At 63.9% G+C, this 23,822-nt stretch carries 29 protein-coding genes and 1 pseudogene; 14 read left to right on the forward strand and 16 right to left on the reverse strand.

Features of this window, described 5'->3' with window-relative positions:
- Positions 1-5: 5 nt before the first annotated feature.
- Positions 6-986 (reverse strand): NAD(P)H-dependent flavin oxidoreductase, encoded by a 981-nt coding sequence (locus tag HU230_RS15880; protein WP_176530878.1) that lies wholly within the window; start codon positions 984-986, stop codon positions 6-8.
- A gap of 116 nt (positions 987-1,102) precedes the next feature.
- Between HU230_RS15880 and HU230_RS15885 the strand changes: the two genes are divergently transcribed.
- The 3 genes from HU230_RS15885 (at position 1,103) to HU230_RS15895 (ending at position 3,590) form a co-directional block, all read left to right on the forward strand.
- The gene (locus HU230_RS15885; RefSeq protein WP_176534999.1) at positions 1,103-1,993 is read left to right on the forward strand and encodes a LysR family transcriptional regulator; all 891 of its coding nucleotides are present in this window, start codon (positions 1,103-1,105) and stop codon (positions 1,991-1,993) included.
- A 185-nt stretch (positions 1,994-2,178) separates the two neighbouring features.
- Positions 2,179-2,661 (forward strand): Holliday junction resolvase RuvX, encoded by a 483-nt coding sequence (gene ruvX, locus HU230_RS15890; RefSeq protein ID WP_176530877.1) that lies wholly within the window; start codon positions 2,179-2,181, stop codon positions 2,659-2,661.
- 2 nt (positions 2,662-2,663) lie between these two features.
- Positions 2,664-3,590, forward strand: coding sequence for an AEC family transporter (locus HU230_RS15895; protein ID WP_176530876.1), 927 nt, complete (start codon positions 2,664-2,666; stop codon positions 3,588-3,590).
- A gap of 46 nt (positions 3,591-3,636) precedes the next feature.
- On the opposite strand, the gene HU230_RS15900 is transcribed toward HU230_RS15895, so the two are convergent.
- On the reverse strand, positions 3,637-4,848 hold the full coding sequence (locus tag HU230_RS15900; RefSeq protein ID WP_176530875.1) for an ABC transporter substrate-binding protein: 1,212 nt from the start codon (positions 4,846-4,848) through the stop codon (positions 3,637-3,639).
- A gap of 416 nt (positions 4,849-5,264) precedes the next feature.
- On the opposite strand from HU230_RS15900, the gene HU230_RS15905 reads away from it, so the two are divergent.
- Entirely contained in the window at positions 5,265-5,939 is a 675-nt protein-coding gene (locus HU230_RS15905) for a hypothetical protein (RefSeq protein ID WP_176530874.1), read from the forward strand.
- 4 nt (positions 5,940-5,943) lie between these two features.
- On the opposite strand, the gene HU230_RS15910 is transcribed toward HU230_RS15905, so the two are convergent.
- The 5 genes from HU230_RS15910 to HU230_RS15930 all read right to left on the reverse strand — a co-directional run bounded on the left by HU230_RS15910 (position 5,944) and on the right by HU230_RS15930 (position 10,287).
- The gene (locus tag HU230_RS15910; protein ID WP_176530873.1) at positions 5,944-6,714 is read right to left on the reverse strand and encodes a CPBP family intramembrane glutamic endopeptidase; all 771 of its coding nucleotides are present in this window, start codon (positions 6,712-6,714) and stop codon (positions 5,944-5,946) included.
- Positions 6,715-6,724: 10 nt separating this feature from the next.
- Positions 6,725-8,368, reverse strand: a complete 1,644-nt coding sequence (locus tag HU230_RS15915; protein WP_176530872.1) for an acyl-CoA dehydrogenase family protein — start codon at positions 8,366-8,368, stop codon at positions 6,725-6,727.
- 131 nt (positions 8,369-8,499) lie between these two features.
- On the reverse strand, positions 8,500-8,952 hold the full coding sequence (locus HU230_RS15920) for a hypothetical protein (RefSeq protein WP_176530871.1): 453 nt from the start codon (positions 8,950-8,952) through the stop codon (positions 8,500-8,502).
- Positions 8,953-8,987: 35 nt separating this feature from the next.
- Positions 8,988-9,398 (reverse strand): hypothetical protein, encoded by a 411-nt coding sequence (locus HU230_RS15925; RefSeq protein WP_176530870.1) that lies wholly within the window; start codon positions 9,396-9,398, stop codon positions 8,988-8,990.
- Between the two features lie 130 nt (positions 9,399-9,528).
- The gene (locus tag HU230_RS15930; protein ID WP_420840871.1) at positions 9,529-10,287 is read right to left on the reverse strand and encodes a M15 family metallopeptidase; all 759 of its coding nucleotides are present in this window, start codon (positions 10,285-10,287) and stop codon (positions 9,529-9,531) included.
- Between the two features lie 242 nt (positions 10,288-10,529).
- Here HU230_RS15930 and HU230_RS15935 point away from each other — a divergent pair, with 242 nt between their 5' ends.
- From HU230_RS15935 to plsY, 3 genes are all read left to right on the forward strand, one after another.
- The gene (locus tag HU230_RS15935) at positions 10,530-11,483 is read left to right on the forward strand and encodes an aspartate carbamoyltransferase catalytic subunit (RefSeq protein ID WP_173642499.1); all 954 of its coding nucleotides are present in this window, start codon (positions 10,530-10,532) and stop codon (positions 11,481-11,483) included.
- 4 nt (positions 11,484-11,487) lie between these two features.
- Positions 11,488-12,789: a dihydroorotase gene (locus tag HU230_RS15940; RefSeq protein ID WP_176530869.1), complete on the forward strand. Its 1,302-nt coding sequence runs from the start codon at positions 11,488-11,490 to the stop codon at positions 12,787-12,789.
- 226 nt (positions 12,790-13,015) lie between these two features.
- Positions 13,016-13,612, forward strand: coding sequence for a glycerol-3-phosphate 1-O-acyltransferase PlsY (plsY, locus tag HU230_RS15945; RefSeq protein WP_176530868.1), 597 nt, complete (start codon positions 13,016-13,018; stop codon positions 13,610-13,612).
- A 7-nt stretch (positions 13,613-13,619) separates the two neighbouring features.
- On the opposite strand, the gene HU230_RS15950 is transcribed toward plsY, so the two are convergent.
- On the reverse strand, positions 13,620-14,858 hold the full coding sequence (locus HU230_RS15950; protein ID WP_176530867.1) for an amidase: 1,239 nt from the start codon (positions 14,856-14,858) through the stop codon (positions 13,620-13,622).
- Positions 14,859-14,959: 101 nt separating this feature from the next.
- On the opposite strand from HU230_RS15950, the gene HU230_RS43840 reads away from it, so the two are divergent.
- Positions 14,960-15,100 (forward strand): hypothetical protein, encoded by a 141-nt coding sequence (locus HU230_RS43840; protein ID WP_338077430.1) that lies wholly within the window; start codon positions 14,960-14,962, stop codon positions 15,098-15,100.
- Positions 15,101-15,160: 60 nt separating this feature from the next.
- On the opposite strand, the gene HU230_RS15955 is transcribed toward HU230_RS43840, so the two are convergent.
- Positions 15,161-15,976, reverse strand: coding sequence for a hypothetical protein (locus tag HU230_RS15955; protein ID WP_176530866.1), 816 nt, complete (start codon positions 15,974-15,976; stop codon positions 15,161-15,163).
- Positions 15,977-16,151: 175 nt separating this feature from the next.
- Here HU230_RS15955 and HU230_RS15960 point away from each other — a divergent pair, with 175 nt between their 5' ends.
- Positions 16,152-17,135 (forward strand): IS1595 family transposase, encoded by a 984-nt coding sequence (locus tag HU230_RS15960; RefSeq protein WP_176530865.1) that lies wholly within the window; start codon positions 16,152-16,154, stop codon positions 17,133-17,135.
- 48 nt (positions 17,136-17,183) lie between these two features.
- Here HU230_RS15960 and HU230_RS15965 read toward each other — a convergent pair whose 3' ends face one another.
- The 3 genes from HU230_RS15965 to HU230_RS15975 are packed head-to-tail and all read right to left on the reverse strand — an operon-like array spanning position 17,184 to position 18,476.
- Positions 17,184-17,369: a hypothetical protein gene (locus tag HU230_RS15965; RefSeq protein WP_176530864.1), complete on the reverse strand. Its 186-nt coding sequence runs from the start codon at positions 17,367-17,369 to the stop codon at positions 17,184-17,186.
- Positions 17,347-17,967 (reverse strand): hypothetical protein, encoded by a 621-nt coding sequence (locus tag HU230_RS15970; protein ID WP_176530863.1) that lies wholly within the window; start codon positions 17,965-17,967, stop codon positions 17,347-17,349. Before HU230_RS15970 ends, HU230_RS15965 begins: the two co-directional genes overlap by 23 nt.
- A 50-nt stretch (positions 17,968-18,017) precedes the next feature.
- On the reverse strand, positions 18,018-18,476 hold the full coding sequence (locus HU230_RS15975; RefSeq protein ID WP_176530862.1) for a hypothetical protein: 459 nt from the start codon (positions 18,474-18,476) through the stop codon (positions 18,018-18,020).
- 105 nt (positions 18,477-18,581) lie between these two features.
- Between HU230_RS15975 and HU230_RS15980 the strand changes: the two genes are divergently transcribed.
- The 3 genes and pseudogenes from HU230_RS15980 to dprA form a co-directional block, all read left to right on the forward strand.
- Complete coding sequence (locus HU230_RS15980) at positions 18,582-18,824, forward strand: DUF6471 domain-containing protein (protein WP_050426012.1); 243 nt, start codon at positions 18,582-18,584, stop codon at positions 18,822-18,824.
- Positions 18,825-18,829: 5 nt separating this feature from the next.
- Entirely contained in the window at positions 18,830-19,105 is a 276-nt protein-coding gene (locus tag HU230_RS15985) for a hypothetical protein (protein ID WP_176530861.1), read from the forward strand.
- 84 nt (positions 19,106-19,189) lie between these two features.
- Positions 19,190-20,221: pseudogene (dprA, locus tag HU230_RS15990) on the forward strand (DNA-processing protein DprA); the annotation flags it as partial.
- Between the two features lie 153 nt (positions 20,222-20,374).
- Here the strand turns inward: dprA and HU230_RS15995 are convergent.
- Positions 20,375-20,776, reverse strand: coding sequence for a winged helix-turn-helix transcriptional regulator (locus HU230_RS15995; RefSeq protein ID WP_176530860.1), 402 nt, complete (start codon positions 20,774-20,776; stop codon positions 20,375-20,377).
- A gap of 99 nt (positions 20,777-20,875) precedes the next feature.
- Between HU230_RS15995 and HU230_RS16000 the strand changes: the two genes are divergently transcribed.
- The gene (locus HU230_RS16000) at positions 20,876-21,484 is read left to right on the forward strand and encodes an FMN-dependent NADH-azoreductase (RefSeq protein WP_176530859.1); all 609 of its coding nucleotides are present in this window, start codon (positions 20,876-20,878) and stop codon (positions 21,482-21,484) included.
- A 57-nt stretch (positions 21,485-21,541) separates the two neighbouring features.
- On the opposite strand, the gene HU230_RS16005 is transcribed toward HU230_RS16000, so the two are convergent.
- Positions 21,542-21,706, reverse strand: a complete 165-nt coding sequence (locus HU230_RS16005; RefSeq protein ID WP_176530858.1) for a hypothetical protein — start codon at positions 21,704-21,706, stop codon at positions 21,542-21,544.
- 156 nt (positions 21,707-21,862) lie between these two features.
- Positions 21,863-22,636, reverse strand: a complete 774-nt coding sequence (locus HU230_RS16010) for an SDR family NAD(P)-dependent oxidoreductase (RefSeq protein WP_171947609.1) — start codon at positions 22,634-22,636, stop codon at positions 21,863-21,865.
- A 109-nt stretch (positions 22,637-22,745) separates the two neighbouring features.
- Between HU230_RS16010 and HU230_RS16015 the strand changes: the two genes are divergently transcribed.
- On the forward strand, positions 22,746-23,222 hold the full coding sequence (locus HU230_RS16015) for a winged helix-turn-helix transcriptional regulator (RefSeq protein ID WP_176530857.1): 477 nt from the start codon (positions 22,746-22,748) through the stop codon (positions 23,220-23,222).
- 348 nt (positions 23,223-23,570) lie between these two features.
- On the opposite strand, the gene HU230_RS16020 is transcribed toward HU230_RS16015, so the two are convergent.
- Positions 23,571-23,810 (reverse strand): hypothetical protein, encoded by a 240-nt coding sequence (locus HU230_RS16020; protein ID WP_176528437.1) that lies wholly within the window; start codon positions 23,808-23,810, stop codon positions 23,571-23,573.
- Positions 23,811-23,822: the final 12 nt, after the last annotated feature.

Raw genomic sequence — 23,822 nt, forward strand, 5'->3', positions numbered from 1 at the left:
CTTGTTCAGGACAAAGAGGAAAGCGAATTGCGCCGGCCCTGCAAGGTCTGCTCGGCCTCGGCGACGATACGGCCGACGATCTCGGCCGCGGGAACGATATCATGGATCAGCCCGACGGACTCGCCGGCGAACGCCGCGGCAACATCGAAATTGGCCGCGGCCCGCGCGGCGGCGTATTCCACCGCGATCTCGTCCGCGCGCTGCATCAGCTCGATCTCGCGGCCGCTCCAGCGCCGCAGATGATCGTTGGAGAGCGAGCGCGCGGTGAACGGCGCCGGCCACATCAGCTTGCGCGACCAGTCCATCACCACGCCGCGCACCGTCTCGCCGCTCTTGGCGGCGCAGATCAGCTGCTTCGCCCGCTCGGGCGCATCGGCCTCGACGCTGGCATAGAAGCGCGTTCCCATCAGCACGCCGGATGCACCGAGCATCATCATCGCCGCGAGGCCGCGGCCGTCCGCGATGCCGCCGGCTGCGACGACGGGGACGCGCCCTGCCGCGAAATCGGCGATCGCAGGCACGATGTCGAGCGTGGTGCGCGAGGCGCCGTGACCGCCCGCCTCCGTGCCCTGCGCAATCAGGATGTCGGCGCCGCAATCGAGGGCTTGCTGCGCCATGTCCTCACTTTGCACCTGGCAGATCAGAAGCGCGCCTGCGGCCTTGATCGCGGGCGCGAACGGTGCCGGATCGCCGAATGACAGCATCACCGCGCGCGGCCGCGCCTCCAGTGCGATATCGATCAGCTCGGGCTGCCTGGCGAGGCTCCAGGTGATGAAACCGATCCCGAACGGGCGGTGATATTTCCTGAGTACCGCCGTCTCCGCTTCGAGCCACGCCCGATCTCCATAGCCGCCACCCAGAATGCCGAGGCCGCCCGCGTCGCTCACCGCCATCACCAGCCGGCTTGCCGTGATCATCGCCATCGGCGCCAGCAGGATCGGATGCGCGATCCCCAGACGAGCCGTCAATTCGGTGCCGATCGGCATGCGTTGCTCCCTGTTCTGGCTTGCTGTTCTGGACTCGCAGCCTAAGCGGGCCTAACATTCTCGGAAAATGAATACTAGAGAACGCTACGATCTCTAAAATGAAACGGTGGTCCCAGATGGAATTGACCGACCTGCTCACCTTTTCCACGGTCGCCCGGCTCGGCGGCATCACCCGGGCCGCCGACGAGCTGAACACCGTGCAGTCCAACGTCACCCAGCGCATCAAGGCGCTGGAGGCCGAGATCGGCACCGCGCTGTTCGAGCGGCACAGCCGCGGCATGTCGTTGACCGGCGCCGGCCGCCGCCTGTTGCCCTATGCGCAGCGCATGGCGGCGTTGTCGCGCGAAGCGGTGCTCGCCGCGCGCGACGATGGCGAGCCGAAGGGGCCGCTGTCGATCGGCTCGATGGAGACCACCGCCGCGGTGCGGCTGCCGACGCTGCTTGCCGAATTTCATCGCCGCTATCCGGCGGTGCGCCTGACCTTGCGCACCGCGCCGACCGCCGACCTCGTGGCCGCCGTGCTCGACGGCTCGCTCGATGGCGCCTTTGTCGCCGGCCCGATCGAGCACGCCGAACTGTCAGCGACATCAGCCTTCACCGAGGAGCTGGTGCTCGTCACCGCGCAGCGTTGGAAATCGCTCGCCGCCTTGCGCGCCGGCACGCCGGAGTCGGGCCCGACTGCGCTCGTGTTCCGCACCGGCTGCACCTACCGGCAACGCCTCGAACAGGTGTTCACCGAGTTCGGCTGGCCGTCCGCCGCCCGCTTCGAGCTCGGCACGCTCGACGGCATGGTCGGCTGCGTCGCCGCCGACATGGGCGTGACGCTCCTGCCGCGCGCGGTGGTCGAGCGCGACCACGTCCAGCGCGACGTCAAGATCCACAAGCTTAGTCCGCAGCACGCGCATGTCGAGACGCTGTTCATCCAGCGCCGCGCCACGCACCAATCCAGCGCGTTGCAGGGACTGACCGCGTGCCTTGGCGGCGACGATCGGATCATCGCCGCGTGAGGCGACTTCAATCTTACCTCTCCCATCGGGAGAGGTCGGCGCATCGCGCCGGGTGAGGGGTTACGGTCCCTCGATGGAGCGCAGCCCCTCACCTGAATTGCTTCGCAATTCGACCTCTCCCCAATGGGGAGAGGTGAAGCAAGAGCTTTGCCTCGGCGCGCAGGTGCGTGCTAAGCGCTAGCGCCATGCCCGCCCCCATCCTTCCCCTGATCGAAGCCGCGCCGCACTGGCCTGACCGCGGCGCGCTGGTTGGCCTCGACCTCGGCACCAAGACCATCGGCGTTGCCGTCTCCGATCCGGACCGGCGGCTCGCGACCGGCGTCGAGACCATCCATCGCAAGCAGTTCAAGGCCGACGCCGCACGGCTGTTCACGATCGCAGCCGAGCGCAACGCTGTCGGCTTTGTGCTGGGCCTGCCGATCAACATGGACGGCAGCGAAGGCCCGCGCGCGCAATCGACCCGGGCCTTTGCCCGCAACCTCGCAGGCCTCACTGCGCTTGCGATCGGGCTGTGGGACGAACGGCTGTCGACCGCGGCCGTCGAACGCGAGCTGATCGGGATGGACGTCAGCCGCGCCCGCCGCGCCGAGGTGATCGACGAGCACGCCGCGATCTTCATCCTGCAGGGCGCGCTGGACCGGCTGGCGAAGCTGCGCAGAGACCGCTGACGATGGCCGTGGTGATCGCGGCGCTGTTGCCGGTGTTTTTGCTGATCGTGCTCGGTTTCGTCCTGAGACGCACGCTGATGCGGCTCGACACCCAATGGCATGGGCTGGAGCAGCTCACTTACTACGTGCTGTTCCCGGTGCTTTTGGTACAGACGCTGGTCAAGGCCGATCTGACCAAGGTGCCGGTCGCCGGCGTCGGCGGCGCGCTGCTGCTCGCCGCGCTCGTGATGTGCCTGCTGTGTCTTGCGCTGCGGGCCCCGCTCGTCCGCGCCGGGGTCGACGGCCCCGCCTTCTCCTCCATCTTCCAGGGCGCCACCCGCTGGCAGACCTATGTCGCGCTGTCGGTGTCGGGCAATCTTTATGGCAAGGTCGGACTTGCGCTGGCCTCGGTGGCGATGGTCGCGATCATCCCGCTGGTCAACGTCTTCAGCGTCGCCGTGCTGGCGAAATATGCCTCATCCGGGAAGCGGTCCGCCGGCGCGATCGTGATGACCGTGGTGAAGAACCCGCTCATCTGGGCCTGCGTCATCGGGCTCGCCATCAACGTCACGCATGTCCCGCTGCCGAAAATCTGGCACGACGTCGCCGACGCGCTCGGCGGCTCGTCGCTCGCGATCGGCCTGCTCGTGACCGGCGCCGGACTGCATCTGGAAGGCATCTTCCGCCCCAGCCTCGCCGCCAGTATCGCGCTGGTCCTGAAGCTGGTCGCAATGCCCGTCCTGACCGTCGCGCTCGCGGTGTGGTTCGGCGTCACCGGCGCCAACCTCGCCATCGTCGCGGCCTGCGCCGCGGTGCCGACCTCGCCGTCAGCCTATGTGCTGGCGCGCCAGATGGGCGGCGACGCGCCGCTGCTCGCCCAGATCATCACACTGCAGACGATTTTGGCCGCGATCACGATGCCGATCGTGATCGCCGCCGTTGGGCCGTAGCACGCGGCATGCGCTTGCGCTGGCCGGCTCGTTGCGCTGATCGTCGCTATTTTCCGGACGAACCGGTGAACGCCGTATCAAGCACCTCACCGATCGGCTGCCAGCTGCGGCCATCAAACTGCAGCAACCGCAACTGCTCCACCGGTCGGAACTGCGCGGTGTTGATCTTGATGCCGGGGAGCAAGGCGGATGCCTGATAATCCCTGAGCGCCGCAGCCTGCTTCATGACGTTTTCGCGTGACAGATCGTTGCCGCATTGCCTGAGCACCTGGACCATCGTTTCGGCGGCGGCATAGCCGTAGACTGCGGCAGCGTCGTCCTTGCCGCCGGCTTTCGTAAACTTGTCAAGGAAGCTGCGCCAGGCGCCCTGATCTTCCCTCCAGGCCGGATCGCTCGCATCCTTCAGGAAGGCGGCGGTGATGACGCCGGTCGCATTCTCCGTGCCGGCCGGCTTGAGCACCGTCTCGATCGATGACGCCATCTGGTTCACGACGAACACCGGCCGCCAGCCGTGCTCGGCCGCGGCCCGGATCACCTTCGAGGCATTTTCCGGCACCCCGGCAAACACAAAGACCTCGGCCCCCGACTGCTTCAGGATCGATATGTGGCCGTCCAGATGCTGATCGTCGACATCATAGGCGATGTCGATCCTGATGTTGTGGGCGACGTCACCCAAGCCTTGCACCAATCCCTTGAACAATTCCCGGCCGAACTGATCATTCTCCCAAAGCGCCACGATCTTCTTTCCGGGATAGAAAGCCTGGATGTAGTTGGCATAGATGCGCCCCTCCTCGCGGTATGAGGGCTGCCAGCCCATGGTCCACGGATAGACCGCGGGCTCGCTGAGGTCCTGATCGCCGGAGGCAACAAAAAGCTGGGGGACCTGCCGTTCGTTGAGATACTTCCGCACGGCGAGATTCTCCGGCGTGCCGAACGAACCGAACATCAAGAGCACATTGTCGGTCTCGACGAGAATGCGCGTGAGGTCCATGGCGTTGGAAACATCCGACAGATCGTCATAGGACATGAAACGGATCTTGCGGCCGCCGATGCCGCCGCGTTCGTTGATCATCTCGAAATAGGCGGCTTCCGCCTTGCCGATCTGGCCAAAAATCTCGAGCGCGCCGCTGTACGGCATCAGATTGCCGATGCGGATTTCGGTGTCCGTGGCGCCCTGGTCGCGCACCTGCTGCGTGATGGCACCGAGCGACGCCAGCGCGACGACGCTGGCCAACAGAGTTCGGATCAAAATAGCCATAAGAAGAGCTCGCACGACGGCAGCCGCCGCTGCCTGGTTTCGGTCCGGCCCGCGCTCGTTCATTGATGCACATCATAGCACTCGAGGGGGGCACTGGCATCCCCTTCGTCAAGCATCCGATGGGCGGCGACGCACCAGTGCTTGTTCCGGGATCATCGCGCTGCAGACGATTCCGGCGACCATCACGATGCCGATCGTGATTGACGCGGTTGGGCTTTTGGCGAGCGTTCACGGGATCATCACGCTGCTCTGCCCACTCGTGGCAGCGTCAGGCCGGGCGTGAGCACACGTCGGCTTCGCGCCAGAATGCGACGTTCGCGGTAAATGCGCAAATCTACTTTTTGCCTTTACCGTCGCTTCAAGCCCGGCTTGCTAAGCTCATACGCGCTTTCTCATGCAACCAGCGGGCCGCACGCATGAACAACACTTCGAGTTCGTCCGCCTTCGACAACCGTCAGCTTTGCCTCTGGCTCGCGACTCTTTCGCCCGGCGATCTGTCCGTAAATGAAGGCGCGGCGGCACGCCCCGGTAGCGCGATGATCACATCGGTGGGGAGCCACAATGATGTGTTGTGGTCGCAGATGGAACGCGCAGACTGGACACAACGGATCGCGGTCGACGACTTGCCCATGGCGCACCTGGCAAGCAGTTACACCTTCACTGAGACGGGTGCGCGCGCCGTGAAGACGGCGCTTGCCGAGCTTGTCAGCCGAAAAGTGCAGCTTATGAGGAACGTCAAGGGCTTCGACGGTAGTGCGCCCGAACGCGTAAGGCAGCTGTGCGGCATCTTCAGTTGGTTGGGCCTGAGAGTAATTTCCCAACTAACGCTTGCGCAGGAAGCGAAGCCCACGACCAGTGAAGCCCGGGCTCGGCGGCGTGACTGCATCCTGGCACTGGAAGAGATCCGCAAGGGTGTTTCAATGGCTGGATTGTACATAGCCGAGGCCATTTCGCGTGGTCCCGACAGCGATGTTGGGCAGGACTGCCTCGAGCGGACCACCAAAGGCCTGCGCTATGCGGAGCAGTGTCTGATGGAATGGACGGCCGAGTTGTACGCTGAGCGCCCCGGCAAACCGTCACTGCTATCCTGACCGATCACCCCGCCAGCCACCAGGTCTGGAGCGTCGCCGCAAAATTGTTCAGCCCGTGCAGCAGGATGGTGAGCCAAGTCGAACCGGTGCGGAAGCGCAAATAACCGAACAAGAACCCGATCGACAGCACCTCACAGAGGAAGAACCAGTCGTACTGCAGGTGCATCACGGTCCAGACGATCGACGACAGCAGGATCGCGCCATAGGGGCCGAGCCTGGATTCCGACCACCCGCGATAGAGCCAACCACGCGCGAACAGCTCCTCCCAGAGCGGCGCAGCCACGGCAAAAGCGATCACCAGAAGCCACAGCGCGCTGTGCTCCTGCGCCGATTTCAGCACGTCGCCCATGAAGCCCGGCGTCACCTCGCGGCCGGCGGCGCGGGACACCATGTCCCAGGCCCCGACCAGCACGATCAGCGCGACGACGCCGATGATCACGTTCTTCCACGACGTCCCGCGCAGCCCGAGGTAATCGGCAAAGGGGATCCCGGTGCGGCGGATCGCGAACCACAGCACCAGCAGCACCATCGGCAGGCCCGCGAGGACCGAGAGCGAGATCGTCAGACCGTCGGCGACCACATGGGTGATGCCGGCCGCCGACAGTTCGCCGCCCTGCGCAATGATGCGGTAGACGATCACGGCAACCTGGCCGAGGAACATCGCGGCGAAGATCAGAAGGCCCCACAGCGAGGTGCCCCAGAACCTCCACACCCGAGGGGGACGTGGCGGCGGTTCGATGGTGGTCGGCGGAGTATCGGGATTGAGTGCGTCCATCAGATAACCTTCATGGCAGCGCCCGCGCCAGCAGCGCGCGCTGATCGGCATCGGAGAGGTCCACAGCGCCGTACATGCCGGCGTGGCGTTCGGCAAGCCGTGTCGCCGCGAACAGTTCGGCATTTTTCGGCGAGACCTGGTTGAGCGCCGCGGTGGCAGCCAAGAGCGCCAGCTTCTCGACTGCAAGCCGTGCGATGCGCTCGCTGTCCGGGCGGCGGAACGATTGTCCGATCGACGCAATAGCCTCGGCGGTGCCCGGCAGGCCCCTGGTCTCGTCGGCGAGCGCACGCAGCACAGCGAGCGCGGCATCGGCCTCGCGGCCGAGCGCGCGCAACACGTCGAGGCACATCACGTTGCCTGAGCCTTCCCAGATCGCGTTGACCGGCGACTCCCGGTAATGGCGCGCCAGAATGCCCTCCTCGACATAGCCATTGCCGCCGAGGCACTCCATCGCCTCATAGAGGAAGCCGGGTGCGCTCTTGCAGGTCCAGTATTTGATCGCCGGCGTCAGCAGCCGCATATAGGCGGCCTCGCCTGCATCGATGGGCGCGCGATCGAAGGCGCGGCAGAGCCGCATCACCAGCGCGATCGACGCCTCGACATGCAATGCCATGTCCGAGAGCACCGCCTGCATCAGCGGCTGGTCGGCGAGATGTTTCTGGAACACGCTGCGATGCCGCGCGTGATTGAGCGCGTGCGCCAGCCCCGAGCGCATCAGGCCGGTGGAGGCGATCGCACAATCCTGCCGCGTCAACTGCACCATCTGGATGATGGTGCGGATGCCCTTGCCCTCCTCGCCGATCAATTCGGCATGGGCGCCGTGGAATTCGACCTCCGACGAGGCATTGGAGCGGTTGCCGAGCTTGTCCTTCAGCCGCTGGAAGTGGATCGCATTGACGGTGCCGTCGGGCGCAAAGCGCGGCATGAAGAAGCAGCTCAGGCCACCGCTCGTCTGCGCCAGCACCAGGAAGGCGTCGCACATCGGCGCCGACATGAACCATTTGTGCCCGGTGATGCGCCAGGCACCGCCGTCGCGCGCGGCGCGCGTCATGTTGGCGCGCACATCGGTGCCGCCCTGCTTTTCCGTCATGCCCATGCCGAGCGTCATGCCGCGCTTGGTCCACCACGGCGCAAAGCCCGGGTCATAGGCGCGCGTTGAGATGACCGGCATCGTCTTCGCCAGAATGTCCGGCTGCGAGGCCAGCGCCGCGACCGAGGCGCGCGTCATCGTGATCGGGCAGAGATGACCGGTCTCGACCTGGGACGCGATATAGAACCTCGCCGCGCGCACCACCTCGGCCGCCCCGCCAGCCGGCTTGCCGTCGGCGGTCCAGGTCGAGTTGTGCATGCCGGCATGGGCCGAGTGCGCCATCAGCTCGTGATAGGCCGGATGAAACTCGACCTCGTCGCGGCGATTGCCCCTGGCATCGAACGTTCGCAGTTTCGGCGTGTTCTCGTTGGCGACCCGGCCGCGCTCCGCCATGACGGCCGATCCCCAATGCTTGCCGAAATCCGACAGCTTTGCGCTGGCTGCCGCCCCGCCGTTGGCGACGACGGCCGCGACGAGTGGCGCGTCCGCCGTGAAGAGGTCGATGTCCTCAAAGGGCGGCGACTGGTTGAGGACGTCGTGGGTGGCGAACGGAGCCTGCGTCATGGTCTCCCCGGCGATTGGTCGCTCTGCGCGCGATGCCCGGACAACGGTCTTTGGCGGCGGCAGCGCCGTAACTGGAATCGGCGGATCATAAGCCTGCGAGCCGGCGCGGGGCAGCGAAAAGTACACGTCCGCTAGATGCTTCCATGCTTCGGCGCATGGCGGCCGAGCCAGCGGTCGACCCAGTCACTGGCGCGGGTCCGGTTCGCCTCCCTCCTGGACGCCTGGACCGGAAAGATGTCACCGTTGTTCAGTTGCCGGTTATCGGGATATTCAGCCAATTGCAGGTTCGATTCATGCGCAGCACCGTCCACCGGAGAGATATAGGCAAACCGGATCTCGATCTTGTGCTTGATGTCGGCGCCCTGCCATTTCGGATGGTGACGTGCCAGAAGCTCGACAAGCTCGCACGGCAACAGATCCGAGGTCGAGCTCCGATTGTCCTCGGTCTTCTCCATATAGCATTGCTCCTTGACGCTGCTGACGCGCGCGTCGATCGGCCGGAAGTTCACCCGCTTGTCGAGCTCGCCGTAGATATAGAACCCCGCAACGCCGATCGCGATGATGCCGTAGAGCCCCAGGCGCATGGTCGAACTCCCATCCTTCCGGACCGCGGTGACGGTCAGATCGAACGTGTCGTCTCCGCCTTGGTCTTGGAGGCCAGCACCGGAAACACGTCCCCGGCGCGCAGCGGCTTGCCGTTGGGGAAATAGGACATCTGCAGGCTGGACTGGTGCGTGGCTCCATCGACCGGCGAGACATAGACGACGCGCACCTCGATCTTGTGCATCACGTGATAGCCCTGCCACTTCGGATGCTCCTTCCGCAGCAGCTCGGCGGTTTCGCAGCGAGTCAGATCGGACGTGAACGTCGTCTTGGTGATGACGCCGCGCTCGACCTTTTCCAGATAGCACTGGTCATTGACGCTGCTGATGCGCGCATCGACGCGCTGATAGCTCGCGCCCTTGTCGTACTGGTCGTAGATCGCTATGCCGAACGCACCGACGGCAACAATGACAACAGCCCAACGCATGTTTTCTGCTCCCGCAATGCCCGCACTTCAGACGGCCACAATTAAGGAGTGTTGAAAGCGCATTCAGCTACTTCAGCGATGGCAAGCTTTGTGTTGCCGAGATGCCTTGAATTTGAGGAAAATCCAACCGCTAGTGCGCGCGTGTGATCGGGAAATCATAGGCCGCCCCACCTACCCCCGGCAGCGAAAAGTGCCACCATTCCTTTGCATAGTTGGCAAATCCCTGCCGGGCCATCGCCGCCACCAGCGTATTGCGCCAACGCCTTTGCGCCGGCGTGATCGCCCCTGAGGCAGTATGGCCCTTCGCATCAGAGCAGTCGTAGCCGGTACCCATGTCGACGCTGCCCTCCGGGGCGCGCGCTGCGACCGGCGCGGTGCAGTCGGCATAGTCCTTGGCCGGATCGAACTTGCGCGAATTGTCGGCGCGAAGATCGACCAGCGTGAGATCGACCGCGGCGCCGGTCGAATGCCCGGAATGGGTGGCGATATAGCCGAGGCGGAACAGATCGGCCTTCGAGAAGGCCGGGTTGTAGCGTCGCTCGGCGGCGGTCTCCTTGCCGTTCCTCGACCACGCCACCATGTCGGCAACCGCGCGGGCCGGCCGGTAGCAATCGAACATTTTCAGCGACAGGCTTTGCCGCGCCAGTTCCTGCTGCACGGCCTTGAGCCGCAGCCCCACCTCCCGCTTCACCACGCATTCCGCCGCGCCGTAGCCCGCGATCGGCCGCCCCATGAAATTATTGGAGGTCGCGTAGCGGATGTCCTGGATGATGGTCGGATCGATGTCGCGGAGGAACACGAAGTCGCCGGGCAGGCTCTGAGCGAAGGCAGACGAGATCGACCCTGAGATCAACTCGATGGCCAGCAGTGCGATCACGGCAATTTTCACGAGTCCTCGCTCCGCTGTCCCGGCTGCATGGCCGTCCAAGGCATCACCTCGCCTCCGCTCCGGCGAAGCCCGGTCGTCCACGTCTTGTTCCGGAAAGACCAGCAAAAGCAAGGCGCGGACAGCTTGCAATAGGCCCGGGCATGATGGCGGAGAAACCCAGCCCCATCTTACTCGGGGAAAACTCCTCCGGGCCCTCTTCGCGCTTGCCCCACCGGCCATCCGCGCCTATAGCTCTCGCTTTAATGACCCCATCATTAAAATCGACTTTTGTCCTCGGTCACCGGCATCTGCTGGGCATCGAGGGCCTTTCCGCTGACGACATCACGGGCCTGCTCGACCTCTCCGAGGAGTATGTCGAGCTCAACCGCCAGGTCGACAAGAAACGCGCCAGTCTGCGCGGCCGCACCCAGATCAATCTGTTCTTTGAGGCCTCGACCCGGACCCAGTCCTCGTTCGAGATCGCCGGAAAACGCCTGGGCGCCGACGTCATGAACATGTCGGTGTCATCGATGTCGACCCGCAAGGGCGAGACCTTGATGGACACCGCGGTGACGCTGAACGCGATGCACCCCGATATCCTGGTGGTGCGCCACCACGCCTCCGGTGCGGTCGAGTTGCTGGCGCGCAAGGTTGACGGTTCCGTGATCAATGCCGGCGACGGCGCCCACGAGCACCCGACCCAGGCGCTGCTCGACGCGCTGACGATCCGGCGCAACAAGGGCCGGCTCGAGGGGCTGACGATCGCGATCTGCGGCGACGTGCTGCATTCGCGCGTGGCGCGTTCCAACATCTTCCTGCTCAACACCATGGGCGCCCGCGTCCGCGTGGTGGGCCCCTCCACATTGCTGCCGCGCGGCATCGAGCGGATGGGCGTCGAGGTCGCGCGCGACATGCGCGAAGGGCTGAATGGCGCCGACATCGTGATGATGCTGCGGCTGCAGCGCGAGCGCATGAACGGTTCTTTCGTGCCTTCGAGCCAGGAGTATTTCCACTATTTCGGCCTCGACCAGAAGAAGCTCGCTTACGCCAAGCCCGATGCGCTGGTCATGCATCCCGGCCCGATGAACCGCGGTGTCGAGATCGACACGTTCGTCGCCGACGGCGCACAGTCGCTGATCCGTGAACAAGTCGAAATGGGTGTGGCGGTGCGCATGGCAGTGCTCGAAGCGCTCGCCCGCAACCTGCCGAACGCGTGACGCCATGCTGACTGACCGCCGCCCCATCCTGCTCGCCAACGCCCGCGTTATCGATCCGTCCCGCGACTTCGACGGTCCGGGCGACGTCCTGATCGCGGACGGCGTGATCCGTGACGCCAAGCGCGGCATCGGCGCCGCCGGCGTCCCCGAAGGCACCGACATCGTCAATTGCGCCGGCAAGATCGTGGCCCCCGGCCTGATCGACATGCGCGCCTTCGTCGGTGAACCCGGCGCCAGCCACCGCGAGACCTTTGCGTCCGCCAGCCAGGCCGCCGCCGCCGGCGGCATCACCACCATCATCTGCCAGCCCGACACCTCGCCGGTGATCGACAATTCGGCGACCGTCGACTTCGTGCTGCGCCGCGCCCGCGACACCGCGATCGTCAACATCCACCCGATGGCGGCGCTGACCAAGGGCATGCAGGGCCTGGAGATGACCGAGATCGGCCTGTTGAAGGCCGCCGGCGCCGTCGCCTTCACCGACGGCGACCGCAGCGTCACCAATGCCCAGGTGATGCGGCGCGCGTTGACCTACGCTCGCGATTTCGACGCGCTGATCGTGCATCACACCGAGGACCCGGATCTGGTGGGCGAAGGCGTGATGAACGAGGGCGAGTTCGCCACGCGGCTCGGGCTCGCCGGGATCCCCACCGCCGCCGAGTCGATCATGCTCGAGCGCGACATGCGGCTCGCGGCGCTGACCGGCGGGCGCTATCACGCGGCCTCGCTGACCTCGATCGAGTCGCTGGAAATCCTCAAGCGTGCCCGCGATAACGGCCTCAACGTCTCGGCCTCGGTCTCGATCAACCACGTGACGCTGAACGAGAACGACATCGGCCCCTACCGCACCTTCCTCAAGCTGGCGCCGCCGCTGCGCACCGAGGAGGACCGCAGGGCGCTGGTCGCAGCGCTCGCCTCCGGCCTGATCGACGTCGTGATGAGCGATCACAATCCGCAGGACGTCGAGGTCAAGCGGCTGCCGTTCGCGGAAGCGGCAAGCGGCGCAGTCGGCCTGCAGACCATGCTGCCGGCGGCGCTGCGGCTGATCCACAATGGCGAGATGGAGTTCAAGACGCTGATCCGGGCGATGTCGACGCGGCCGGCGGAACTGCTCGGCCTGCCCGGCGGCACGCTGCGCGCCGGGGCCCCCGCCGATGTGATCGTGATCGACGCCGACACCCCCTGGGTGCTCGATCGCGACGATCTCAAATCGCTGTGCAAGAATACGCCGTTCGACGACGCCCGCTTCTCGGGCCGCGTGACGCGGACGATCGTCGGCGGACGGACGGTGTACGAACACGTCTAAATTGGCGTGGAACTCAGCGTACCGCGAGTTGCGACATCGCTTCCATCGTCGTTCCAACGACGATGGCCGCGACGTAAACCACAAAGAAAACCTGCTCCAGCCGCCTGCGAACAGAAGCCATGACAAGCTCCCTCATTTCCAAGGCCATGGTGCGGATTGATGGTTAATATTTCATTGACAGGATTGCCAAGAATGGACCGGATCGACCGTCCAGGGAACCACCGCGATGTCTGCTGACGCGCTGCTGCTTGCCGCCTTCCTGATCGGCTATCTCCTGGGCTCGATCCCGTTCGGCATGATCCTCACCAGGCTCGCCGGCACGCAGGATCTGCGCACCATCGGCTCGGGCAATATCGGTGCAACCAACGTGCTGCGCACCGGCCACAAGGGCCTCGCCGCGGCGACGCTGATCGGCGACATGCTCAAGGGCACGGTCGCCGTCATCATCGCGGGCTCGATCGACGGCCCGAACGCGGCAATGCTGGCGGCGCTCGGCGCATTCCTCGGCCACCTCTTCCCGGTCTGGCTCAGATTCCGCGGCGGCAAGGGCGTCGCGACCTATATCGGCGTGCTGCTCGGCCTGTTCTGGCCCGCGGCGCTTATCTTTGCCGTGATCTGGATCGGCACCGCCACCACCACGCGCTACTCGTCGCTATCGGCGCTCGTCGCCGCGTTCGTGACGCCGCTGTTCCTGTGGTGGTTCGGCCACAACGCGCTCGCCTCGCTGTTCGCCGTGCTGACGCTACTGCTGTTCTATACGCACCGCGAGAACATCAAGCGGCTGCAGGCCGGCACCGAAGGCAAGATCGGCGAGAAGAAGTAGCGCGTCGCTACCGCTTCAGCGCGTCCTCGACAAAGCTCGCCGCCGCCAGCGCCCTGGCATCGCTGCCAAAGCCCGCGATCACGGTCACACCGACCGGCAATCCGCCCTCGGCGATCAGCGTCGGCACGTTGACGCAGGGCACGCCCATCAGCGTCCAGAGCCGGTTGTAACGGGGATCGCCGGTCGAGGCCAAGCCGTTCAGCGCGGCGCCCGGCGCCGACAGCGTCAGCAGCACATCGACCTCGCCAAAAATCGCGGCCAGCGCCTGCCGCGCGCGCAGCGTGACGTCCATCGCCGCATCATATTCGGCGGGCGTGCCGCCCTTGCTCTCGTCGAGCCGGCCGCGCAGCAGCGGCGGCATCGCATCGTAGTTCTGGCCGTATTCCCAGGCGAACGACTGATGCGCCTCGAACTCCTGCACCACCGGATGAATCCGCCACGCCTCGGCGATGACCTCAGGCATCGCAAGCTCGCGCACGGTTGCGCCCGCCCGCTCCGCCGCCCGCGCCGCCTTCTGCAACGCCTCCGCGCCGGATGGTTCGGGCGCGCCGGCAAATGCCTGCGTCACGACGCCGATGCGCGGTGCCGCGACCTCGGACGGCACGACAAGCTCAGGACGCCTGGTCATCGCAGCCAGTCCCAGCGCGACATCGCGCACGCCGGCGCCGAACAGCCCCACCGTATCGAGCGTCCACGAAAAACACTTCACCCCGACGGTCGGCAGCAGCCGGTAGCTCGGCTTGATCGCGGCGACGCCGCAGAACGAAGCCGGCCGGATCACCGATCCGCCGGTCTGCGTGCCCAATGCCAGCGGAATCATCCCGGCGGCGACCGCGGCCGCCGAGCCCGACGACGAGCCGCCCGGCGTGTGCGCGTGATTGTGCGGATTGAGCGTTGCGGTCGGATCGTTCGCGGCGAACGCGGTGGTCGTGGTCTTGCCGACAATGGTCGCGCCGGCCTTCTTCAACGCCATCACCACGGGCGCATCGGCGCGCGGCTGATGGCCGCGGTAGATCGCAGCCCCCATCTCGGTCGGGAATCCGGCGGTATCGATGATGTCCTTGATGCCGACCGCAATCCCGCGCAGCGGCCCGGCATCCTGCGCACGCGCCTTGGCGTCGTGGCGGACAAAGGCGCCGATCGTCTTCTCCTGCGCACCGATCACCTCAAGCGATTGGCCGATGGCCGCTTCAGGCGACAGCGCGCCTTGTTCGATACGCGCTTGGAGATCGGCAAGTGAGATCATGGGCGGCTTCCTCGAATTGGCGACCGCTTGTAGCGCGTCACGCCTACTTCGCCAATGTCGCGGTTGATCACAATCCCAGGTTGGGCGAAGCTAGAGCCCGCATGCATGACCGGTCACCCAGCACCACTGAACTCACCGACACCGAACGACTCAACCGCCTGCGGTTGATCCGCTCCGACAATGTCGGCCCGCGCGGTATTATGGCGCAAACGCCACAAGCCGAATTCGAGGCCGGTTCCTAAGTCACGGAGGTACCCGTGACTAGGAGAAGCGCCGTGCTACGGCGCGCGGCTTGGGCCGCATTACTGATCGCTGGTGCCATTTCCGTCGATGGTCTGAGCCATCGCGCCGAGGACGACGCCATCCCGGGTGAAGAACCGCGTGCCAACGTCACCGCCGAAAATGAACCGGTAATCTACGGATCGGCGCTCTCGAAAAATGTCTTCAAACTCAATTCGTCCGAAAGCCCATATGGCAGTCTTCCCTGTTTGCAGGGCATCTTTTATCTCGGGCGTTACGGCGAACGGGAGATTTATCACGCCGGAAGCAATATCTGCCCCCGGTGGAATGGTCAGCATAGCCAGACGTTGATCGCCAGCGGGGTTTCTAGAGAACTCGTTCTGGGGGAAGGTGGCATAGGTTACGGCCCCCGCGTTTGTCAGTTTGTAGGCCGGTGTTTGCCCGTAGTTTTTGAGACAGACGTGGATGACGGGCACTTCTGGACCATTGAGATTGCGGATAAAGGCGTCACTGACAAACACATACGCGCGCAACTGCCGAGCGGCAGTTTTGTCAGCGTTCGCGACGAGTCTCGCCGTAGCGAGCCAGAGCATCCAAGTCACGATGCCCAGCAACCATTCACCGGGCTTGATCCCCAATACCGTCACCTCGGAAGCGTGCTCGCCTCCATGCTGGTCCTTCTGCTCGCCAGTGGCGTCTACTGGCGCGGCTGGACCATGTTGGGTGGCATCATGGCCGCCTACGGAATCTTTGGTCTGCTGTTGCGTCTGGATGCTTGGAGCTTGGCTATACGGGTACTTTAAGGGCCACAGCGACACGACTGCGATAGCAAGGGCAACGATGATTGCCCAAAGTAATTCCCTTGGCAGTGGCCACATTCCCCAATCCCCCAAATAGCCCATACTACCTATTGGGGTTCCAAGGGCGCAATACACCCAAGAACTAATGCCGCATGACACCTAACGAATTCGTGACCTAACAAAAACGATAGATTTCTTGACCTAGAGCCAAACCTATCATATTCGTTACCTATCGTATTCGTTAGGTAGCGCTGTGTCCCAACACTTCCTCCTCAGCAAAGCGGCAAAGACCCTGAGCCTAGCTCAGGTCTTCCGCATGACTGATGCGGAAGCCGAGACGGCCTTCAAGGCCATCCGTTGGGCTGATACCGCTGGCGCTCCCGTGTGCCCTTCCTGCGGCTCCGTAGAGGCTTACGAAGCCCGCCGTCCGAACGGCTCCCTGCGCTTCCGCTGCAAGGGCTGCAAGAAGGATTTCACCATCACCAGCGGTACCCTGTTTGCCAGCCATAAGCTGCCCCTGCGCGGCTATCTGGCGGCCATTGCCGTGTTCTGCAACGAGGTGAAGGGCAAGTCCGCACTGGCGCTCAGCCGGGACCTGGGCCTGTCCTACAAGTCCGCGTTCGTCCTCCTACACAAGCTGCGGGAGGCAATGGCGGAGGAATTGAAGGGCCGTGTCATCGGCGGCGAAGGCAAAACGGCTGAGGTGGACGGCGGTTATTTTGGCGGTTACGTAAAGCCAGCAAACCAGAAAGAAAATCGCCGCGACCGCCGATATGCCAGCAATCAGAATGGGAAACGGAAGGTCGTCGTCGTCGTCCGTGAGCGCGGCGGCAATTCTGTGCCAGCAGTGTTTGGCTCTGAAAGCCAAGCCGCCGCTTTCATCCGTGCCCGCATTGCGAAGGGGACTGTCGTTCATGCCGACGAAGCCGCTTCTTGGGATGGACTACACGAACGTTTTGAAATGAAACGAATCAACCACCAAGAAGCTTACTCCTTCGATGGTGCCTGCACTAATCAGGCAGAGGAGTATTTCAGCCGCTTGCGTCGTGCTGAGATCGGTATCCACCACCATATTGCTGGCGCGTACCTGCTCCGCTACGCGCAGGAGTCCTCATGGCGTGAGGACAACCGCCGGGTCTCGAATGGCGATCAGGTGAACCGCATCGCGGCGCTGGCATTGAAGCGCGGGAAGTCGGCCGATTTCACCGGCTACTGGCAGCGGCATATCGCCAACTGAAAAGGCCCGCATTGCGCGGGCCTTGATTGGCAATCAGTGGGCGGCGGCTTACTTGTCTTTAGTGGTCGCCGCTCTTTTCGCCTTGATCTTTTCTAATGACGCCTGCGCCTGCTTAATGTTGCGAGCAGCCTCAGCCCCTCGCTTTACTGTTGTGCCGAGCGACTGCTGCCGCTGATGAGCGAAAGCTGGGTTATTTCTTTGTTGGGCGCTGTCAAAGTGCGTGCGAAGGCTCATCATTCTGCTCCCATCTGCTGCTTATTAGCCCGGATGGATCTAGGTGAGAGTGATCAGAGTCGCTCTTACCTAACAACCAATACTTACAACCGTGTTGATCGGTTCCTTCCTGTAGCACGATATAATCAGCCGCCGCCAAGATTTCATTGGCTCTAAGGTGCTTTTTGAGGGCATTTTCGCTGGGGCTGGAAAGCCAAGTTGTCCGAAATATGTAATCAGGACAACACGTTGGAAGAAGTTTTATGAAGCAGTGGCAGGCGATTTCAACCACCAACTGCCGCATTTCATCCGGAATGGCCGGTCTTGCCTCTCTCGGGTCGAAGGTTGAGTACGAAACTTCATCTATTTGATCAAAAAGGGTAATTTCGTATCCAAAAGAGAAAAAATCTATTGGAGCAACCTGCGCGCAAGGAGCCAGTTCCCGATATTCCTGATAACCCACATCGATGGTGACTAGCCAGCGGCCGTCATCGCTTTCGGCGAGAGGAACGCGGAAATAGAAATTTTCGTCGGCGTAATAGAGCGGCAGATCGTCCGGGACATCACTCAGAGAGGACACCACAGGAATCATGGCGCTAGTCAGCGTCGAGAAAGTCATGCCCTTGGTTGTCCCCCCGCCGTGAGACTTAGCCAAAGTTGAACCGACGTTCAATGAGCCGTCTTAAGTCTCCACCGAGCCGGGGCCGTTTGGCCAACCCTCTCCACGCCATTCCCCTCATGGTTCTTAAGGCTGTGCTGGATACCCAGCGCGATGCCCTGCACGTCGTCGCCAGTAGCGTCCTCTACGCCATGCGCAGCGAGAACTGCCTTCGCCTGCTCCGTTGTGGTCATTGGCTCCGTGGCCGTCCTGAGCACGTCCAGCGCCCGCCTGTAGAGGGTGCCGCGCTTGAACCACGGGTTTGGCTTCCGCCGCTTCACCGCGATCCGTCCCAGGTTGTATGTGGGGTCCAGCATCTTGATGACGGCCTCGACGTGCCGCATCTGCTCGCTCAGCGCGTCGTGCTGTTGCCGGTTGGCGAGTATTTGGCCGCCCAGCTCCATATGGAGCCGTTCAAGGGTGTTGATGGCCGGTCGGGTGTGAGGGTCTTTCGTCGGTCTGCCGCGCATTGCCGCATCCTATCGAATATGATAGCTAACGGATATGAACCGTTTGACCGGAAGTCAAGGCCGGTCTATCATATTTGTTAGCTCACGGAATCGATAGGAGATGCCATGGTCCTACCCAAAGCGGAAGAGGAATGGGGCCGACGCGCCAGCGACTTCCTCAAGGCGGAAATGAAGAAAGCCAACGTGACCTATGCCGACTTGGCAAAGCGGCTGAAAAAGCACGGCCTGAAAGACGAGACCGAAGCCGGGATAACCATGAAGCTAAAGCGGGGATCGTTTACGGCGATCTTCTTTCTTGCGTGCGTTGCGGCGTTGGAGCTTGAGCAGGTGGTTTTGGAGGAGATTTAGTCGCGTTGCGCGCGGAACCCGCCGCTTCCATCCCTGAAATGAAGGGTTATATTTGTTTCTTCGGCAATGCTGTTTCGATGGCATTGCAACTTTCATCCGCAAAAGGGATGTTTTTCATGTCTGAAGTGAACCAACGTATCTACGTTCAATACCTTCGTAAGGAACTTGAGGCCCTCGACAGCTGGACCAACACGCTCCGTCTCGCGAAGGACTGGCGTGCGGGAGAAATGGAACGGCGCGCCAATAATGTGCGGCGTGCGATTTCGCTGGTGCTCGGATAACTCGCCACCTCGCTCATCTCCCTTAATTGCGGAGATGAGCGCCGCCTTTCACAACACCCTTGTGGCGTTTGCGCCATAATACCGGGCCCGCGCACCTTTGCATCGCTGCTCCGCCATTTTGGCGATGCGGCGCACGCGCTGGAGCGCCTGCCCGATCTCGCGCGCCGCGGCGGCGCATCGGGACCCGGGCGCATCGCGAGCGAGGCCGATGCAGCCGCGGAACTCGCGGCCTGCCGCAAATTCGGCATCGATCTCGTCGCGCCGGAGGAAGCCCACTATCCGGCGCGGCTTGCCACCATCGACGACGCGCCGCCGCTGCTCGGCGTACGCGGTGCACGCGACACGCTGATGCGCCCGATGATCGCGATCGTCGGCTCCCGCAATGCATCCGGCGCCGGGCTAAAATTTGCAGGCCAGCTGGCGCGCGATCTCGGCGACGCCGGCTTTGTCGTGATCTCCGGCCTTGCCCGCGGCATCGACCAGGCGGCGCATCGCGCCACCGTTGCAAGCGGCACGGTCGCCGTGCTGGCCGGCGGCCATGACCGCATCTACCCGCCGGAGCATGAGGATCTGCTGGCCGCCCTGCTTGAGCGCGGCGCGGCGATCTCGGAGATGCCGCTCGGCCACGTGCCGCGGGCGCGCGACTTCCCGCGCCGCAACCGGCTGATCTCGGGCGCATCGCTCGGCGTCGTGGTGGTGGAGGCCGCGCACCGCTCGGGCTCGCTGATCACGGCACGGATGGCCGCCGAACAGGGCCGCGAGGTGTTCGCGGTGCCGGGCTCGCCAATCGATCCGCGCGCCGCCGGCGCCAATGATTTGATCAAGCAGGGCGCCACGCTGGTCACCGAAGCCGCCGACGTCATCAGCGCGGTCACGCCGATCATGGAGCGGCCCGTCATGCTGTCCGCGCGCGAAGACGACGAGCCGATGGATTTTGCCACCGATGCGTCCGATCGTGCCCGCATCATCAATCTGCTCGGACCGAGCCCGATCAGTCTCGACGATCTGATCCGGATGGCCGATGTCTCGCCCGCCGTCGTCCGCGCGGTACTGCTGGAGCTCGAGCTTGCCGGCAGGCTCGAGCGTCACGGCGGCGGGCTGGTGTCGATGATTTAGCGTGGGCGAACAAGCGGCTCACGCCAGTCTATCACCGTCATCCTGAGGAGCGGCCTCTTGGCCGCGTCTCGAAGGATGCACGGCCCCGCTGGTGGCCGTCGACCCTTCGAGACGCGCGCAGGAGCGCGCTCCTCAGGGTGACGGGTCTAGATTTCAGTCGCTGTTGCGCGAGTCAAAATTGCTTCGCGCGCCCTCGATCTCCGGCAGATGCGCGAACGCCCATTCGCCGAGCGCCTTCACGGGCGCGGCCAGACCATGGCCAAGATCCGTGAGCTCGTAATCGACCCGCGGCGGAATGGTTGGAAACACCGTGCGTGTGACCAGGCCATCGCGCTCCAGCCCGCGCAGCGTCAACGTCAGCATCCGTTGCGAGATGCCGTTGATCATCCGCTTCAGCTCGTTGAAGCGCTTTGGCCCGTCGGTCAGCATCATGATCACGAACACGCTCCACTTGTCGCCGACCCGCGCCAATACGGAGGCAACCGCGCGGCAATCGCTGTGATCCTGGTCAGGCAGGGGCGGAAGGGCAGGCACACGGATGTGCTCGGGTTTCATTGCTGTGCTCGGGTTTCAAAAATGTGCGTTCTTGCGGACATTTAGGACGGTCACTCATATAGCGCCAGTTACAAACTTATACCAAAGGTGACCCCTGCCATGAACCTTCTGCACATCGACTCCTCGGTCCTCGGCCCCCACTCCGTCAGCCGCCAGGTCTCCGCCGCCGCCGTCGAGCGGCTGCGCCAGGCCCATCCCGGCCTGGTCGTGAGCTACCGCGATCTGACCCAGACCCCGCTCGCCCACCTCTCCGGCCTGCACCTCGCCGCCAGCCAGGGCGCGGCGCCGGACCCCTCGGTGCGCGACGACATCGCGACCGGTCAGGCGGTTCTCGACGAGTTCCTTGCCGCCGACATCGTCGTGATCGGCGCGCCGATGTACAATTTCACCATTCCCTCCCAGCTGAAGGCCTGGATCGACCGCGTCGTGGTCGCGGGCAAGACCTTCAAATACGGCGCCGCCGGCGTCGAGGGGCTGGCCGGCAACAAGCGCGTCATCATCGCGATCTCGCGCGGCGGCTATTACGGCGCCGACACACCGATGGCCGCACTCGAGCATCTCGAGACCTATCTGCGCGGCGTGTTCGGCTTCATCGGCGTCAAGAATCTCGAGCTGATCCCCGCCGACGGCATCCAGGTCGGTCCCGAGCATCGCGAGAAGGCGGTCGCTGGCGCGCTGCAGGCCGCCGGCAGCCTCAACGCCGCCTGACGCGATCATATTTCTGCCGTCACCTCGGTGGCGGCAGGTCGTTTCAGGCGGATGAAGTCAGAACCAGACGCCTTGAATGCCGAAGATGACGGCGACGAGCGAGATCAACAAACCGACGCCGGAAAACAGCGCGACCGTCACAAATTGTGACGTGTCTGAGTTTTCATTTTCGGAGGTAGACGAAACCGGGATCGGCGTCGAAATGCGGGCTGCTTTCGGCATGAAGGAACTCCAAAATGATTCCGTGGTGAAAAAATCCCCGCCCATTCAGGAGTCCGGCGAGTACGTCAAAGGTTCAATACGCCTAATAGTAGTCGCGTACGAAATCGGCCGGTGTGAACTGCTTCACACCGGCCGTTCTCTACAATGCGAAACAAATTAGCCGCGATAGATCGGCGCGCCGGCGGGAGATGCCGTTGCACCGCCATCGATGAACAGTTCCTGCCCCTGCACATGCGCCGCGTCGTCGGACGCCAGGAACAACACCGTCTTCGAGATGTGATCGGGTTCACCGATGCGTCCGAGCGGCGTGGACTTTCCGATCCGCTGCTCGAAGGCTTTCTCGGCCTCGGGCGTTGCGATCGCAGCGCCCCAGATCGGCGTACGCACGGCGCCCGGCGCCACCACGTTGACGCGGATGTTGCGCGGTGACAGTTCTGACGCCATCACCCGTGCCATCGCGCGCACGCCGGCCTTGCTCGCGGCGTAGGCCGAGTAGCCGGGATTGCCGAGCACCGAAATTACCGAGCCGTTGAGGATGATCGAAGCGCCGTCGTTCAGATAAGGCGCGACCGCCTGCACGGTGAAGAACACGCCGGTAAGATTGGTGCGGATCACATTTTCGAATGCGGCGAGCGTGGTGCCGCCGACCGGCGTCTGGCCGGGAATGCCGGCATTGGCGAACAGCACGTCGTACTTGCCGAACTTCTCCGCGCCCTGCTTCACCGCGGCCTCCAGCGCCGCGACATCGGTGGCATCGGCCACCACCGCGAGCGCGTTCGGTCCGAGTTCCCGCGCCGCCGCCGCGAGCGTCTCCTTGTTGCGCCCGGTGATGACGACCTTGGCGCCCTCGGCGACGAACAGCTTTGCTGTCGCAAGCCCGATGCCGCTGTTGCCGCCGGTGATCAACGCCGTCTTGTTTGCCAGTCTCATGTCCGCCTCCAGTTGGTTGCATTATTAAACTTCGTTGCCCACCTAGGGCATCAGGTTTAATATTGCAACCACACAAGACCGTGATGGCCCAACTTTCGGAGCGTGCGTCGTGAAACGAACCAGCCTTGCAGGCGACAGCTGTCCGGTGGCACGCGCACTCGACGTGTTCGGCGACTGGTGGTCGCTCCTGATCATCCGCGACGCCAGCCTCGGCCGGCGCCGTTTCGGCGAATTCCAGGCCAGCCTCGGGCTTGCGAAGAACATCCTCACCACCCGGCTCCGCACGCTGGTCGAGCGCGGCATCCTGAAGATGGTCCCCGCCTCCGACGGCAGCGCCTATCAGGAATACGTCCTGACGCCGAAGGGCCACGGCATCTTTCCGATCCTGGTTGCACTCCGGCAATGGACCGAGGAATTCGACGACCATCCGGACGAGATCGCGACCATCATGGTCGACCGCGACAAGGGCAAGCCGGTGAAGAAGCTCGCACTGCTTTCGCAGGACGGACGCGTGCTGGGGGCGGCCGACACGGCGTTGAAGCCGCGGCCTGCAGAAAAGCGCGCGCGACGTCACGCGACTGCGTAGGATGGGTGGAGCGAAGCGATACCCATCAATTCTGGCCGCGCGGCAAGATGATGGGTTTCGCTTCGCTTTACCCATCCTACGGCGCAGATGGTGGCGAGCCGGGCGATGACACCGAGATGAAGTACGCAATGACGGTGCGTCGCATCGTGCGAGCACCATCCTCATCGTCGTCCCGGCGCAGGCCGGGACCCATAACCAGCGAAGGTGATTGTTGAGCGACGCTGGGGCCACAGCCCTCTTCAGGACGCGCCACACATTCGGTGTCGTCCTGGCGAAAGCCAGGACCCATTACCCCAAATCTCAATCGTTGCGCGACGCTGGGGCCGCGATCACGCCCATCACCGGATCTCACGACAGCTTCCTTCGGCTGCGCGCGCGCAATTGCTCGTCGGCCTCCAGCCGGGTCATCGCGAGCAGATGGTCGAGGACTTCGAATTTGTGGCGCTGGGCGAGTTTGGCGAACTCGGTCGCGGCCGCTGCGATCAGGACCAGGGCGTCATCCGGGCCGCCCTCCCCACCGGGCTCGTCGCCTTCCGGTCGCCGTCGGCCGGACGGCTTGGGCTTCCGCCCACCCCCTGTGCTGCTCAAAAGGCCTAACCC

Origin of the sequence: Bradyrhizobium quebecense, from assembly GCF_013373795.3 — a bacterium.
Classification (GTDB): Bacteria; Pseudomonadota; Alphaproteobacteria; order Rhizobiales; family Xanthobacteraceae; genus Bradyrhizobium; species Bradyrhizobium quebecense.

Excerpts from the sequence above, each read along its gene's own strand:
- HU230_RS15980 (WP_050426012.1), top strand. The coding sequence starts at position 18,582 with ATGGTCCTACCCAAAGCGGAAGAGGAATGGGGCCGACGCGCCAGCGAC.
- HU230_RS15935 (WP_173642499.1), top strand. The coding sequence starts at position 10,530 with ATGACCCCATCATTAAAATCGACTTTTGTCCTCGGTCACCGGCATCTG.
- HU230_RS15895 (WP_176530876.1), top strand. The coding sequence starts at position 2,664 with ATGGCCGTGGTGATCGCGGCGCTGTTGCCGGTGTTTTTGCTGATCGTG.
- HU230_RS15910 (WP_176530873.1), bottom strand. The coding sequence starts at position 6,714 with ATGGACGCACTCAATCCCGATACTCCGCCGACCACCATCGAACCGCCG.
- HU230_RS15900 (WP_176530875.1), bottom strand. The coding sequence starts at position 4,848 with ATGGCTATTTTGATCCGAACTCTGTTGGCCAGCGTCGTCGCGCTGGCG.
- HU230_RS15995 (WP_176530860.1), bottom strand. The coding sequence starts at position 20,776 with ATGAAACCCGAGCACATCCGTGTGCCTGCCCTTCCGCCCCTGCCTGAC.
- HU230_RS15950 (WP_176530867.1), bottom strand. The coding sequence starts at position 14,858 with ATGATCTCACTTGCCGATCTCCAAGCGCGTATCGAACAAGGCGCGCTG.
- HU230_RS15940 (WP_176530869.1), top strand. The coding sequence starts at position 11,488 with ATGCTGACTGACCGCCGCCCCATCCTGCTCGCCAACGCCCGCGTTATC.
- HU230_RS16005 (WP_176530858.1), bottom strand. The coding sequence starts at position 21,706 with ATGCCGAAAGCAGCCCGCATTTCGACGCCGATCCCGGTTTCGTCTACC.
- HU230_RS15975 (WP_176530862.1), bottom strand. The coding sequence starts at position 18,476 with ATGCGCGGCAGACCGACGAAAGACCCTCACACCCGACCGGCCATCAAC.
- HU230_RS15880 (WP_176530878.1), bottom strand. The coding sequence starts at position 986 with ATGCCGATCGGCACCGAATTGACGGCTCGTCTGGGGATCGCGCATCCG.
- HU230_RS15970 (WP_176530863.1), bottom strand. The coding sequence starts at position 17,967 with ATGACTTTCTCGACGCTGACTAGCGCCATGATTCCTGTGGTGTCCTCT.
- HU230_RS43840 (WP_338077430.1), top strand. The coding sequence starts at position 14,960 with ATGCATGACCGGTCACCCAGCACCACTGAACTCACCGACACCGAACGA.
- HU230_RS15920 (WP_176530871.1), bottom strand. The coding sequence starts at position 8,952 with ATGCGCCTGGGGCTCTACGGCATCATCGCGATCGGCGTTGCGGGGTTC.
- HU230_RS15885 (WP_176534999.1), top strand. The coding sequence starts at position 1,103 with ATGGAATTGACCGACCTGCTCACCTTTTCCACGGTCGCCCGGCTCGGC.
- ruvX (WP_176530877.1), top strand. The coding sequence starts at position 2,179 with ATGCCCGCCCCCATCCTTCCCCTGATCGAAGCCGCGCCGCACTGGCCT.
- HU230_RS15925 (WP_176530870.1), bottom strand. The coding sequence starts at position 9,398 with ATGCGTTGGGCTGTTGTCATTGTTGCCGTCGGTGCGTTCGGCATAGCG.
- HU230_RS15955 (WP_176530866.1), bottom strand. The coding sequence starts at position 15,976 with ATGTGGCCACTGCCAAGGGAATTACTTTGGGCAATCATCGTTGCCCTT.
- HU230_RS15905 (WP_176530874.1), top strand. The coding sequence starts at position 5,265 with ATGAACAACACTTCGAGTTCGTCCGCCTTCGACAACCGTCAGCTTTGC.
- HU230_RS16000 (WP_176530859.1), top strand. The coding sequence starts at position 20,876 with ATGAACCTTCTGCACATCGACTCCTCGGTCCTCGGCCCCCACTCCGTC.
- HU230_RS15915 (WP_176530872.1), bottom strand. The coding sequence starts at position 8,368 with ATGACGCAGGCTCCGTTCGCCACCCACGACGTCCTCAACCAGTCGCCG.
- HU230_RS15965 (WP_176530864.1), bottom strand. The coding sequence starts at position 17,369 with ATGAGCCTTCGCACGCACTTTGACAGCGCCCAACAAAGAAATAACCCA.
- HU230_RS16010 (WP_171947609.1), bottom strand. The coding sequence starts at position 22,636 with ATGAGACTGGCAAACAAGACGGCGTTGATCACCGGCGGCAACAGCGGC.
- plsY (WP_176530868.1), top strand. The coding sequence starts at position 13,016 with ATGTCTGCTGACGCGCTGCTGCTTGCCGCCTTCCTGATCGGCTATCTC.